This window comes from Psychrobacter sp. ASPA161_6 (assembly GCF_051970285.1).
Classification (GTDB): Bacteria; Pseudomonadota; Gammaproteobacteria; order Pseudomonadales; family Moraxellaceae; genus Psychrobacter; species Psychrobacter glaciei.
This window is the reverse complement of the sequence record NZ_JBEFNJ010000002.1, coordinates 503,432-516,711: the sequence shown is the minus strand read 5'-3', so window position 1 is coordinate 516,711 and position 13,280 is coordinate 503,432. Positions and strand designations below refer to the sequence as shown.

Here is a 13,280-nt window from a genome sequence, read left to right as displayed (position 1 = left end):
AAGTAAGAAAGTCACACAATAAAAACAGCCCTCATGATTGAGGGCTGTTTTTATTGTGATACCGCTGCTGTCTGCAAAAAAAAATGCTCTTAAGGCTATTATTTTGCGCTGTCGCGACATTCTTGATTGTTACAAATGCCGTATAACACTAGAGAATGACCCGATAGCTTAAAGCCATGCTCGGCGGCTACCTTGAGTTGTTGTTCTTCGATAATCTCGTTATGGAATTCGATAATCTTGCCGCAAACATCACAAACCAGATGATCATGATGCTCTGCCTGAGTGATCTCAAACACGGATAGATTATTTTCAAAGTTATGGCGCTCAACAATACCTGCTTGTTCAAACTGCGTCAGTACTCGGTAGACGGTCGCCAGTCCCACATCTTCACCTTGTTCAATCAGTGCTTTGTACACCTCTTCTGCACTCATATGATGAAGCTCTGCGCACTCAAGCAACTCTAAAATTTTGATACGCGGTAACGTTACCTTTAATCCTGCTTTACGTAAATCTTGATTGGTAAAAGAAGCCATAATATCCCTTCTGACTGTTAAGTCTTAGCAAATAAAAACTAAAAAATATGAGGTAAATAATCGCCAGTGATTATTATTAATTAAATACTAAAGATCCAAATCTCAGTAGCCCAGCTTATCTTGCATAAATTTTTAGCGTGGTTGAGGCAGATAGATCTCACCGCAAGTCTATGAATTTAAAATATAAATAATCCAATGCCTTAGGTAGTGTTTGGTAAATAATGTCGTAAGTGGTAGGCAATTGCAAGTAAATGACGTATCATTTGTCCAAGATTGTCGGCAAGACCAGCACCAACACCCCTTGACCGTACCTAATCCATTTTTTATGAGTCATCTTACCATGATAAAGACATTAAATTTTCGTCCGTTAAGCCGTGCAAGTACATTACGCAAGATTGTCATGACCGGTATGCTTAGTGCCTCGGTTGTGATGTCTGGCTGCTCATTACTGAGTGTTTATAAAATTGATTTGCCTCAAGGGACAGCCATTACCCAAGTGCAAGCTCAAAAATTGCAAGTGGGCATGAATCAAAACCAAGTCCTCTATATTTTGGGTAGCCCAGCTATTAAAGACACGCTGGAGCCTAAACGTTGGGACTATATTTATGATTACAAAGCAGGCACAGAAGGCAGCCGTAAAGGCATCGCTGATGTCAAAAATGCCAGCCAGCATTTGGTTATTTACTTTGATGACAACGGCTTAGTCAGTCGCATCGAAGGCATTGAAACCCTTCCTGCTCAATAAATCTGATTATAAGTTTATGCTTAATGATTGTTAGGGCGTGTCTTCATTTCAAAATAGCAGACTTAATAATGCTTAAGCTAAATGACAGTCCGGCTAAACCATTAACCTCGAGATTTACTTTTGCGCTGAGACATAGGATCAGCGCTTAAGCTGCGATAGACTTCTATTCGGTCGAACGGCTGCAATGGATAGCTGAGCGGCTGCTTTTGGGCATATATCCCTACATGCCAACGCTTAGCCGCTGGTGTTATCACTTGTTCCACTTCCTCACACCACCTTGCTAATGCTGGAAATTGCATCAACCAGCCTGCTTGCGCGAGTGCCTCGTACAAAGTAGTCCCTTCAGCGACTGATAACGTCAAATAATGCTGACGCTTTGCCTCTTCAGCATACGCCAGATAAACCGTCATTAGCTTATCCACTGTATCACCCAACCTATCAACGCCAACAGTAGCGCCACTGGTACAACCAGACGTATCGCTATCCGCCATAGATTATAGAACGCTTCATTGCCAAAGTTTAGAGACTTGCGCAAATGACTGATCTTCATCTGCCAACCGGCGAAGATGGACAACAGCAACACCGCGATACTACTGATAATAACCAGTATACCTACCAGCCATATAGTGGGTATGGCGATGACTAGTACCAGTGCTACCACAAAAGTGATCACCAAGCTGGCCAACAGCCCAAACTTATGCGCTAACTGCTGTACGCTATAATGTAGCAAATAGCTGGCCACAAACAACACCCCTAGCCAATATACCAGCTGTCCAATCGGTGGTAATGCCATACCACTGATAAATAGTGCCACAATCCCAACCAACAATTGCACTATCCAGATGGGCAATACCAATTTGCTCGCACGATATTCTTGATTGGCACGAGTGCGTGCTGGTTTTTGTGCATTAATATTATTCACATCTACCGCTGTGACGACTTGCTTGGTTGATAAGTGTTGACCGAACCAATATAGCCCTGTACCTGCCCCCACACTGACCAACGCTAAAGCAACCGCGCGCGCCCATTCACCTAAGCTGATACCAGTCATCGCAAAATTAATATTGGGCAAACCATTTGCAACGCCTAGCACCAAACCTACTAGCATTAAACCTAAACCAATCGGTAAAGGCGTAACACCGAGTAAGCTTAATAAGATAGCAATGACCATCAATCCCGCAGCGATCGCAAAGCTGGGGACGTCAGGTGCACTATTAAGGTCAGTAAGTGCCGATACAATACCAGTGCTAGCACCTGATATAACTAGCGCAGCAATAACAATCGAAACCAGCGCTGCCAACCAACCAAAGCTGCGCCATAATGGACTGGCATCAGCCTCACGAGTGAGTTTCTGCATACCTGCGAACGGCGCATCGACACTACGATAGGCGAGCGCAATCTCGGCATATACCACGGGCAGTGATACTAGGACCATCGCCAAGAGCCAAAGCAACCAAAAGTCGATTTCACCAATGGCTGCAGGTGCAAACCAGCGAAACAATAATAGTGGTAACAGCGCTGCGATAAAATAAGAAGCATAGCGGGTCATCATAATCTAAATCCAAACGATCTAAAGTGAATAACGATAATTAATAATTATACAGACCAAGCAAAAGCATCTGTAGGTAGGCTTATAATCGTCTATATAATATAAAGGTATGTACAATATAAGGGACTGGCAGTTATAAAAAAACCCCGAAATCGGGGTTTAATAACTAAATAATGACTGACACGTAATCAGCGGCTTAATGGCAGTGTGCTATAAAGCAAACGCTGAAAATGCTTGCACTTAGTGAACAGCACTCACATAATCTGCCAAAATACGGATATCGCGATCTGATAGCTTAGAGGCTACCGTCTGCATCATACCTTTTTCGCCTTCTTTTGCCGCATCATTGGCACGTTTTTGATCATCGCTATCGATGTCATCTTCACGTCCAGCTGCACGGAACAGTTTTAGCTGAGTGGCGATATATTGAGAGTGTTGTCCACCTAAACGTGGAAACGCTGCCCATGTATTACCGGCTGCATCTGGACCATGACAACCTGCACAGCCAATAATGCCACGAGATTTATCACCACCTAAAAACAGCTTGGTCGCTTCTTGGTTGGTTGCCGGATTACCGAAGCCAACTCCCCAAGGCGCTTGGCTAGCATAATAGCCTGCCACATTGGCCAAATCTTGCTGTGATAAGTTCGCCACTTGCGACTGCATAATACCGTTCTTACGGTAACCGGCTTTAAAGTTGACCAACTGTTTATAGAGATACTTAACATTTTGGCCGCCCAAATTAGGCTGAGCAGGAACCACACTGACACCATCAACACCATGACAAGCAGCACAGACTGTTTCTGCAATTTGCTTGCCAGCGTTAACGTCATATTCGGGAACAACAATAGCAGCTTGTACGCTGAAACTTGCAACGCATAAGCTGGCAGCAGCGATTAACTTTTTCATTGATACAAATCCTACTAACTCGGCGTAAGTATTATTTAGAGTGATTGCATCGACAAGCACATTGATATACGTCGCGCTACTATATAGCGAAGTCAGCATATATTTTATGGGTTGGTCACAAACAGTCTGAAAGTACTTACTAACATCAGGGTTTATTTTGGATTATTATAGCAAGACTTTATAGTATTTGCCTACTTAATCGTAGTAACCACTGGTTTTTCTATTGGCGCTACTATAGGATGCTGCTTGAAAAACAAAAAGCGCATGAAGTGAGTGCTTCAAGCGCTTTATTTCTTTCATCTAAGATTTTGATCCGGCAGCTGTTATTTACTCATGTAGTCAATCAGTTTACGGTAATCATCATTGCTACAGTTATCACAAAGTCCGCCAGCTGGCATCTGTGTCATACCACTTTTGACTGAGTTAATCAGGGCTGGCATGCCTTTTTGTTGTATTAGCTGCTGCCACTTAGCACTGTCGCCTTTTTTGATAGCATTCAACGCGCCACTATCGTGACAAGCTGCACATGAATTGTCATAGGTGGTGGCAATATCAGCAGCACTGGCGCTGGTTGTCATGGCTGTCGTTAGGACAAGCGCTGCACCACTGCCAATTAGTAGACGGCAAGTTTTGGTAAAAAGTGTGGTGATTGCAGACATAGGGCACCTCCTTAATTTTTTCGTACGCTTAATTAGATATCAACTTAATTAAATACTATAATAAACGTTTTTCATTAAACATTGTAACAATATATATCAATTTAGTATACATGAATCGAGTTTGACTTTAGTAACGCTTTTTTATGCGAGGAAAACTTTCGCTAAGCGCTACTACACTTTAATGGTATGCTGTCATTTATATAAGACTAATCACCGTAATTTCAATAAGTAAGACGGTTAATAGTATAGAATAGTCACTGGTTTAAAACAGCGATTGTTATCAGCAAGAGCCACTCGTATTCTATCTATTTAATGCGTCGCTTTGATGATTAGCCAACCACCAATTCTCACTACCGTATCCAATTTTTTGCAGATTAATGAGCCATTTATGAGTACCCCGTTTACAGATGTCGCCGCCGAACATGCGGTGTTTAATACCAAATCGCGCCAACGAATTCAGCAAACTGAGTTTATGACGTCAGCGCCTACTTTTCGCCTTTGTCCGCCTGATGTCGGGTTAGAGGTTGCTTTTGCAGGACGCTCAAACGCGGGTAAGTCCTCGGCCATTAATGCATTGACCAATCAGCGGCAGTTGGCACGCTCGTCCAAGACCCCTGGTCGTACGCAGATGATTAACTTTTTTAGTATTGGCGACAAGCACAGACGTCTGGTTGATTTGCCAGGCTATGGTTATGCTGCCGTGCCGCTGGAAATGAAAAAAGAATGGCAGGTCGAGTTGGAAGAATATTTGGTATCGCGCTCAAGCCTAGCAGGCTTAGTGCTGATGACAGATATTCGTCATCCGCTCAAATTCTTTGATGAGCAAATGCTATTTTGGGCCAAAGAAGGTGAGCTACCCGTTCATATTTTGCTGACTAAAGCAGATAAATTGAAGTATGGTGCTTCTAAAAATGCCTTACTTAATACCCGTAAAAGACTGAAAGAGTTAGGTCTTAAATGTACCATTCAGTTATTTTCAGCCTTGAGAAAAGAAGGTCTCGATGAATTGGCTGGTGTGATGGGCAATTGGTACGATTACCAGCTTAATGACAACAAAATCATTGAATCCTCTTTTAATCTGCTCGATGATGACCCGCTCGAAGAAGAAGAATTGCTCGAAGATAACGAACAGTCTGATAGTGATCAGCCTGCTAATGAACAACTTAATGATGAATCGCCAACTGATAGGTAAATAGCAAGCCCTTAGTTAGTAGCATTTTATGAAAATTGATAAAAAAAAGGGTTTATCGCTAATAGTGATAAACCCTTTTTTCTTGTCATTTATCTGTCTGCTCTGAGTCTAGCCACACAACAGCTCAGCTAACGCTTGCGGTGTGTCTACTTGATAAGTAGGTAACTGGGCAGCCAACTCAGCGCTGGATGCTGTCCCGTAGTTAACAGCAATACTAGTCATGCCAAGTTTATTTGCCATTTGAATATCATAAATACTATCACCGATAAATACGGCGTCAGATACTGACTGCTGTGTATAATTCAAGATATCCGTCAGCATCTGCGGATCAGGCTTTGAACCTGACTCATCGGCACAGCGGGTAATATCAAAATAATCATGACTTGCCGAAGCATCCAGTACGCGATCCAGTCCACGTCGCTTTTTGCCAGTTGCCACAGCAAGCTTACGACCCTGCTGTTGTAAAGTCTTTAGCATGGTTTCTGTAGGGGCAAAGAACGGTGTGCGGTGGCTGTTTGGAATATAATAGTCAGCGTAGCTTTGTTGAATGGCAAGCTTTTGCGCGTCACTGGCCTGCGGATACAAAATCTCAATACCATTCATCAGGCTAAGACCAATGATGTCTTTGACGGCTTGATCGGTGGTTTGAAAGCCATGTGCCTCTCCTGCCACATGCATGGACTCAACAATCAGACCGATTGAATCCATCAACGTACCATCCCAATCAAAAATAACTAGCGTCTTGTCGGCTAAGCGATGATCAGACTGTTTATTCATGAGTTTGCCTTATTAAATGGTGCGCATTTATTACAGATGCTAAAACGTCACGCCGACTTATTGGTAGAAATAAATAAGTGAGCATGACGTTTAGGATCAATACTTAATCCCAGATAAAATGTAACCTGAAACACGAGAGATTCAAGCTTATTCAGGCAATTTGGTTTGCTCTGGCAGCCAGTCAACCATCTCATCGGGCAATGGTGCCGTGATAGTTTTATAACCAGGAATGTCTAAGCGCCATGCATGCAAGCACAGACGATGCACGCCAGATTTGTCATGGACGTTATACTTACTGTCCCCTAGGATAGCATGACCAATATGAGCCAAATGCACACGAATTTGATGGGTACGACCCGTCAGCGGTTTAGCTTCTATCAAGCTGACTGGTTGACCGGCAATCATAAAACGTTCATGGACAATAATATCTGTCTGGCTTTCTTTGGATTGTGCGTCCTGAGCCTCTACTTTAACGCGGCGCTCACCGCTATCAAGTGTGTAGCGTAGCAATGGCGCATCGATACGTTGCTCATTCAGGGCGGGTTGTCCTTTGGCAATACATAGATAATGTTTTTGAATAGTCTTGTCGACCAAATACTGCTGCAATGTCTTTAGCGCTGAGCGTTTCTTAGAAATCATCAGCAGACCTGAGGTATCTTTGTCGATACGATGGATCAACTCTAGATATTTTTTACCAGTCACTTCACGCATGGCTTCGATGACGCCAAAATCAAGACCGCTGCCACCATGTACTGCAATGCCAGAAGGCTTATTAAGCACCAGCAGGCCATCATCTTCGTAGACCACACGTGCTAATAGGCTTTTAGCAAACTCGGTGCTGATGATGGGTTTTTCACGGGTAGCGAGTACCACCGGTGCGATACGTACCACGTCTTCACGCTGTACTCTATCATGGGCTTTACAGCGCTTATTATTGACTCGAATCTCATCTGAGCGAATCATTTTATAGATATGCGGTTTTGGCAAACCTTTTAGGCGGTTCAGCAAAAAGTTATCCAAGCGCTGGTCGTGCTGATGGCGAGTGACTTCAAGGTAGTTAACCTTTCCAAAGTTACTAATCTCATCGTCGGCGCTTTGCGGACGGGTTTTGCTATTAAAAATAGCAGGAGCTTCATGGGTAGTTGCGTCGTCAGTCATTTTGGAGTTTGTCATTTTTAGTTAGGTATTTACACAAAGATTTGTTATAGTTTAACATGTTGAGCGCCAATTAAGCAGAGGTTGCGGCAATAATCCTTATTGTCTCAAACGACCGGTCGTCATCTTTACTACTTGCTAGTAACGAGGCATGCCTTGTCCCTTAAGCTAATTTTGCACGCATCATCTAATTTTTAGGACTAAATGCCAAGTAATACACGGCGTAGCGTCCAATAAGCGGTATTTATACCAAACATAATTGCTTCGATAATAGTGACAAACAAGTCCGTTTATCGAGCGATAGCAGTACACAACTACTCATTTAACGCACGACCACGACTTGATTTTTAATCATATTAGGCAAGCGCAGTTGAGCAAGTGACGGTAGTCCGATATTAAGAGTTTAGAGCTGCCTGAATATTGGCGGTCAAACAGATAAAATAGATGCATTATAAAAGAGATATACCCAACCGAGCTAATGAGCCGGTTACCTATTCTGTTTGCCAAGTACGCCCCGCTGAGCAACAGCGCAGTGGCACTCTTAAAATCAGATACCAAAATATATAGATGTTATAAGTTAAAATAATAGATAAAACAATTGAATTGATTTGAGCTAATATTGAGAGGTTCGCTGAATTTAACGGTTTGAAGTATAAACAGTACAGCGAATAAATTGTAATCATGTGGCAAGCGCTTCGATAGACTCTTACAAAGTATATTAAACGCCCTTCACCACTTTACATGTTAATCATCTTGGTAAAATTTATGGTGGCAAGGATGTTAATAGCCAAGCCTCTAAATCGATACAAAACGATTGGCATTCGGTGTTAATACTTTAGCGGCAATCATTGCGAGCCATTAAAATATTAACAGTAGATAACCTTACAGCCTTACACCCTGTATTAGTAGCTACTTAGAACCATCTGTCTGGTACGCTCAAACGTAGTCAATTCATTGTGAGTTAACAGGTAAGTTTTTTATGAGCGCCTCTTAATGCTCCCTTTTATTTATCCAACTTTATCTGAGCACGACGCTCCTCTCACATCTGGTATTTTTAGCTGATATCAATATTAGCGTCACTTGATACTACTACCTTCTTGCTTTGGTTATTTTTATATTGATCGCTGTCCAATTGGCAGTCTGAATACATCGTGAATGTGGCTTGCTATAAAAGCCATTTAACGTAAAAGTTTATCATTCAGAGTTTTTCAATATAATAGCCCTTCTTGTCGTTGTCCTGTGTACTCATAGGATAATAGTATGAAACGTATTCTGATCAACGCCACTCAAAACGAAGAAATTCGTGTCGCCTTATGTAAAGGCAATCATCTTTACGATTTCGATTTAGAAAACCGTACCCGCGAACAAAAAAAATCTAACATTTATAAAGGCCACGTAACCCGTGTCGAGCCATCGCTTGAAGCCGTGTTTGTCGAATATGGCTCACAGCGCCAAGGGTTTTTGCCGATTCGTGAAATTTCTGCTGAATATCTAAGCGGCAATCCTCGTGACGAAAACATCAAAAAATTGATCAAAGAAGGCGATGAGCTGATCGTCCAAGTCGAGAAAGAGGAACGCGGTAATAAAGGCGCTGCCCTATCGACTTACGTATCATTGGCTGGACGCTATCTGGTATTGATGCCCAATAACCCTCGTGGTGGCGGTATCTCTCGTCAAATCTCTGGTAAATTACGCGAAGATATGAAGCGTATGCTGGGCAGTTTGGATTTGCCAAAAGGTATGAGCGTCATCATTCGTACTGCTGGTATCGGCAAAACCCAAGAAGACTTACAACATGATTTAAACCATCTGCTCAATATCTGGCAAGCCATCCAAGAACAAAACCAAAAATATCCATCACCGCGCTTAGTCCATCAAGAAGCGGGCGTCGTCACACGTGCTGTGCGTGATTATCTGCGTGATGATATTGCTGAGATTTGGATCGATAACGAAAATGCTTATATCGAAGCGGCAGGTTTTATCGATGCAGTCATGCCAAAACAAGCAGAAAAACTGCGTAAATACACCGATTATGAGCCGATGTTTTCGCGCTTTAATATCGAAAAACAAATTGAAACTGCTTATCAGCGCGAAGTGCGTCTGCCATCAGGTGGTTCGATCGTTATTGACCAAACTGAAGCATTGGTCTCTATCGATATCAACTCTGCCAAATCTACTAAAGGCTCAGATGTCGCCGAGACCGCTTACCATACCAATTTAGAAGCAGCAGACGAGATTGCCCGTCAACTGCGCTTGCGTGATATGGGCGGCTTGATTGTCATTGACTTCATCGACATGAACGATAATAAGCACCAAAAAGAAGTTGAAAAACGTCTGGTTGATGCCACCAAATATGACCGTGCCCGCGTTCAATTTGGCGATATTTCTAAGTTTGGTTTGATGGAAATGAGCCGTCAGCGTCTGCGTCCGTCATTAGAAGAGTCGACCGGTTATATCTGCCCACGCTGTCATGGCAATGGCATGATTCGTGACTTGCGCTCGTTGTCACTATCGATTATGCGTCAGATTGAACAAATCGCACTCAAAGAGCGTCAAGGTGAAGTGCAAGCAGAAGTACCGACAGATATCGCAGCATTTTTATTGAATGAAAAACGTGATGCCTTAGTATATCTTGAACAAGACAGTGGTACGCGTATCACTATCTTGCCACACGCACATTTAGAATCGCCAAACTTTAAACTACACTTCAACCGTGACGGTTTTGCCCCTTCAAGCTACGAGCGTATCACTGATACTGCCCAAGAACACAGTGATCTTGGCTATAATGTTGATTGGCAAACGGCTGAAAAGGAACGTCCCGAACAGCAGCCTACCCGCCAGCCTCGTCAAACAAGAGATAGCAGCGCTACGAACCAAGCAACTAGCCCTGTAACTACTGCACCACAAAATACTGCTGAGCAGCAGAGCAGCACCGTCAATCATAGCAATGACCGCCGTAATAATACGAGCACTAATAACGCTTCATCGACGCACGCGCCACAAGATAATAAAGCGGCGAACGTCGCTGTTGCAGCACCTGCCGCTGCTATAACGACTCCGTCTCCTAGCGTCGCAACGACTGCCCAACCACAAGCTGTTGCTTGGTTGTCCAATCTATTTGCGCAAGCCCCGCAGGCACAAACAACCAATAGTATCAGTAGTCGTGATGCGGCTGAAGCCATCGAAGCGCTGGTGAATAATGGTGCGCAAAGCTTAGGCTCTTTTGGACAAGTGGATAGCAGTGCGCTGACCGGCAATGCTCAGAATCCATCGCAAACGACTCAGCAAGACAATAGTCAAAAAAGCGACAATCAAGCGCCGAATAATAATACTAACCGTCAACAAGCACGTCGCAACACGGACGGTGATACTGACGACAACAGTGCTGAGGATAGAAGAAGACGTAAGCCACGCAAATCGAGATCTTCTAAGCCGCATCAAAGAAAAGAGCCGCGTGACGACACGAGCAGTGATAACGTAGCCAACAGTAGTGCCGATAGCAGCGCCGCCGGTAGCACTGATGACAAATCGGCTGACACCCAAGACAAACGTCAGCAGGATAATAGACGCACGAGTGATCGCAACCGTAATAATCGTCAAGATAACAGCCGTAATAGTAATAACAACGGGCATAGCGATAGCAACCGCGACGATGCTGAGCAAAAAGACAGCAACACGGCAGATGAGCAAACCCGCTCTAAGCGTAAGTCAAACACTCAGCGTAGTTCACGCGGCAAGCTTGAGCGCGGCGAGACGTTAACAGCTGATAATGCTAAACAAAATACTCAGAGAACGACTACCAGTGCTAACAAAAACCAAGCGAGCACACGCCGTAATCAAGATCCTAACGAAGTGGTGCTACAGGTCAATGAAGCAACCAATGAGCTTAAGAAACCAGAAGTGGTTCACTTATCTCTGGATGATAGTAAGACTGCACAGGTCACTCATCAGCCTGCTGAAAAACAAAGCTCGGCGCGTGACACTACGGAAGATGAAGCTACAAAAGAACGTAGAGAAGACAGTGCAACTCAGCAGAACGCTGCTAAAGAGAGTACTAACCAGCAAAACAGTGCAGTGGAAAGTACTGACAAGCATGGCACTAATGAGCACGGTAATAGCCAGAAAAGTACTCAGGTAAAAAGCTCTGAAGAAAAAATCACTGCAGAAAAAAGTACTGATATAAAAGATAACGCTCAACAGGACAATGAGCCTGTTAGTGATACGCAAAAAAGCAGTACACAAGCAAATACTGCCGAAAGCACTGATGCAGAAGTGAGCACTACGGCAGATCCGGCGCAACAGGCTGCACCTACAGACGACCGTAAAGTCGATGACAAAACAGCGTCGGTAGATGAGCAAGCAGCGTCTAAAGGCAGTAGTGACAGTCAAGCTGATAGTCAGAAGCCAGTAACTACTGAGGCAGCTAGCGTAGCAACAGCACCAAGCGCGCAAAAAACTGACGATGACAACGCGACTACGGCCGCGACGGAGACTAGCAGCCCTAGTAACTCAGCGCTTGAGCTGACACATGACGCATTGTTTGCCAAACGCTACGTGACAGCTAAGAAGTTCGGACAAGCGAGCAATGACCCGCGTGTCGTTCGTAGTCAGCAAGCGCAATCTGCTGAGCAGCCTCAAGCAACTGAGCAAGCAGTAGCAAGCGCACCGACCATTCGTGGTTCGGTTGGTGATTTTGTTCGTAAAGCATTAACGGATGCAGAAAGTCGTTTAAAAAGTGATGGTGTCATCAGCTGCTTTATTGCTGCTATTGAAGCGCATACGCAGAAAGCTCAAACGGCTGGCAATGGCACTAACGTTGAAGGCGATTCAAGCGAGAACAAAGGCGACGACAACGACTTTGCCACTCGTCGCTTTGACTTTAGCAACTACGGCTATCAACCTTTAGCAGCGGATTACCTTGCCCGCTTTGAAGCAATGACGCAAGCGGTCAGTCAGTTTGCAGCGGCACAAGGCAAAACAGCCGTTGAGCCACGCGCTATTGGCAAACGTGCCAGCAACGATCCACGCGGTCAACATCCTGATTATCAGGAACCAGCTGTACTCACTATCCCTGATGAGCAAGCAGCGGAACCAACCGTTTCTGCTAGCGAGCCAGTCACTGAGTCTGAGCAAATCAGTAATGACGTTGACGCGCACAAAGTAGAAGCGACAGCCTTAGCCAATCAAACGCAAGCAGATGATGTTAGCGCTGATAGCGAGCAACTGCTAGAGGCAGAACAAGCGTTAAAGGAAACAAGCGTTGAAAGTCCTGACACCAAAAGCAATGATGTTGAAGAGGTTGAGGTGAAAGGTACTGAGGTGAAAAGTAGTGCTGAGGTGAAAAGTGCTGAGGTTGAACTTGAGCAAACTGAGCAGCCTATAGTAGAGCAATCAACGAAAGAGGAAATTCAGGCGGCCAAGTCAAAAACGACGATAGCCAGTTATAAAAACATGATTGAGAATGTAGCAGAGCAACTACTGCCACAAACTGGCATGTTTAATTTAACCACGCCCAAAGTACCAAAAGCACGCAGTCGTAAGCCAAAGACTGACCATAAAAAGCCGACGCAAGCTGAAAAGCTAGAGTCTGATGAGTCAGACAGCGAAAGCTAATCGTAGAGCTTCAACGTAAAAGCCCCAAAGTTGTCAGCAACTTTGGGGCTTTTTTATGTTAGATACTGCTTGGAGCAAGCTATACATCAGTATGATCAGCGAGGTTGACGCTGTAGTGATTTTATAGTGGGCAAGCTATACCATATAC

10 protein-coding genes are annotated in these 13,280 nt (G+C 44.1%); 3 read left to right on the top strand and 7 right to left on the bottom strand.

The features are described from left to right. Window positions 1–98 precede the first annotated feature (98 nt). On the bottom strand, window positions 99–533 hold the full coding sequence (gene fur, locus ACTQ9T_RS08240) for a ferric iron uptake transcriptional regulator (protein WP_189582952.1): 435 nt from the start codon (window positions 531–533) through the stop codon (window positions 99–101). 325 nt (window positions 534–858) lie between these two features. Here fur and ACTQ9T_RS08235 point away from each other — a divergent pair, with 325 nt between their 5' ends. Beyond that, window positions 859–1,278, top strand: a complete 420-nt coding sequence (locus tag ACTQ9T_RS08235; RefSeq protein ID WP_051000695.1) for an outer membrane protein assembly factor BamE — start codon at window positions 859–861, stop codon at window positions 1,276–1,278. A 101-nt stretch (window positions 1,279–1,379) separates the two neighbouring features. On the opposite strand, the gene ACTQ9T_RS08230 is transcribed toward ACTQ9T_RS08235, so the two are convergent. The 4 genes from ACTQ9T_RS08230 to ACTQ9T_RS08215 form a co-directional block, all read right to left on the bottom strand. After that, window positions 1,380–1,688, bottom strand: coding sequence for an RnfH family protein (locus ACTQ9T_RS08230; protein ID WP_210541189.1), 309 nt, complete (start codon window positions 1,686–1,688; stop codon window positions 1,380–1,382). Next, window positions 1,688–2,830, bottom strand: coding sequence for a hypothetical protein (locus tag ACTQ9T_RS08225; RefSeq protein WP_440464739.1), 1,143 nt, complete (start codon window positions 2,828–2,830; stop codon window positions 1,688–1,690). The genes ACTQ9T_RS08230 and ACTQ9T_RS08225 overlap by 1 nt, the downstream gene beginning before the upstream one ends. Before the next feature lie 237 nt (window positions 2,831–3,067). Continuing rightward, the gene (locus tag ACTQ9T_RS08220; RefSeq protein WP_010195758.1) at window positions 3,068–3,736 is read right to left on the bottom strand and encodes a c-type cytochrome; all 669 of its coding nucleotides are present in this window, start codon (window positions 3,734–3,736) and stop codon (window positions 3,068–3,070) included. A gap of 323 nt (window positions 3,737–4,059) precedes the next feature. Then, entirely contained in the window at window positions 4,060–4,395 is a 336-nt protein-coding gene (locus ACTQ9T_RS08215) for a c-type cytochrome (RefSeq protein WP_010195760.1), read from the bottom strand. Window positions 4,396–4,783: 388 nt separating this feature from the next. Between ACTQ9T_RS08215 and yihA the strand changes: the two genes are divergently transcribed. Then, window positions 4,784–5,587 carry a ribosome biogenesis GTP-binding protein YihA/YsxC gene (yihA, locus tag ACTQ9T_RS08210; RefSeq protein WP_440464738.1) on the top strand — a complete coding sequence of 268 codons (804 nt, stop codon included), beginning with the start codon at window positions 4,784–4,786 and terminating at the stop codon, window positions 5,585–5,587. Window positions 5,588–5,695: 108 nt separating this feature from the next. On the opposite strand, the gene ACTQ9T_RS08205 is transcribed toward yihA, so the two are convergent. Beyond that, on the bottom strand, window positions 5,696–6,364 hold the full coding sequence (locus tag ACTQ9T_RS08205; RefSeq protein WP_440464737.1) for an HAD-IA family hydrolase: 669 nt from the start codon (window positions 6,362–6,364) through the stop codon (window positions 5,696–5,698). 147 nt (window positions 6,365–6,511) lie between these two features. Then, entirely contained in the window at window positions 6,512–7,522 is a 1,011-nt protein-coding gene (locus ACTQ9T_RS08200) for an RluA family pseudouridine synthase (protein ID WP_010195770.1), read from the bottom strand. Between the two features lie 1,257 nt (window positions 7,523–8,779). Here ACTQ9T_RS08200 and ACTQ9T_RS08195 point away from each other — a divergent pair. Continuing rightward, window positions 8,780–13,132, top strand: coding sequence for an Rne/Rng family ribonuclease (locus ACTQ9T_RS08195; RefSeq protein ID WP_440464736.1), 4,353 nt, complete (start codon window positions 8,780–8,782; stop codon window positions 13,130–13,132). Window positions 13,133–13,280 lie beyond the last annotated feature (148 nt).

What these genes read in the sequence shown, in the direction of transcription:
- fur (WP_189582952.1), bottom strand. Translation starts at nt 533, where the DNA reads ATGGCTTCTTTTACCAATCAAGATTTACGTAAAGCAGGATTAAAGGTA.
- ACTQ9T_RS08235 (WP_051000695.1), top strand. Translation starts at nt 859, where the DNA reads ATGAGTCATCTTACCATGATAAAGACATTAAATTTTCGTCCGTTAAGC.
- ACTQ9T_RS08230 (WP_210541189.1), bottom strand. Translation starts at nt 1,688, where the DNA reads ATGACGGTTTATCTGGCGTATGCTGAAGAGGCAAAGCGTCAGCATTAT.
- ACTQ9T_RS08225 (WP_440464739.1), bottom strand. Translation starts at nt 2,830, where the DNA reads ATGATGACCCGCTATGCTTCTTATTTTATCGCAGCGCTGTTACCACTA.
- ACTQ9T_RS08220 (WP_010195758.1), bottom strand. Translation starts at nt 3,736, where the DNA reads ATGAAAAAGTTAATCGCTGCTGCCAGCTTATGCGTTGCAAGTTTCAGC.
- ACTQ9T_RS08215 (WP_010195760.1), bottom strand. Translation starts at nt 4,395, where the DNA reads ATGTCTGCAATCACCACACTTTTTACCAAAACTTGCCGTCTACTAATT.
- yihA (WP_440464738.1), top strand. Translation starts at nt 4,784, where the DNA reads ATGAGTACCCCGTTTACAGATGTCGCCGCCGAACATGCGGTGTTTAAT.
- ACTQ9T_RS08205 (WP_440464737.1), bottom strand. Translation starts at nt 6,364, where the DNA reads ATGAATAAACAGTCTGATCATCGCTTAGCCGACAAGACGCTAGTTATT.
- ACTQ9T_RS08200 (WP_010195770.1), bottom strand. Translation starts at nt 7,522, where the DNA reads ATGACTGACGACGCAACTACCCATGAAGCTCCTGCTATTTTTAATAGC.
- ACTQ9T_RS08195 (WP_440464736.1), top strand. Translation starts at nt 8,780, where the DNA reads ATGAAACGTATTCTGATCAACGCCACTCAAAACGAAGAAATTCGTGTC.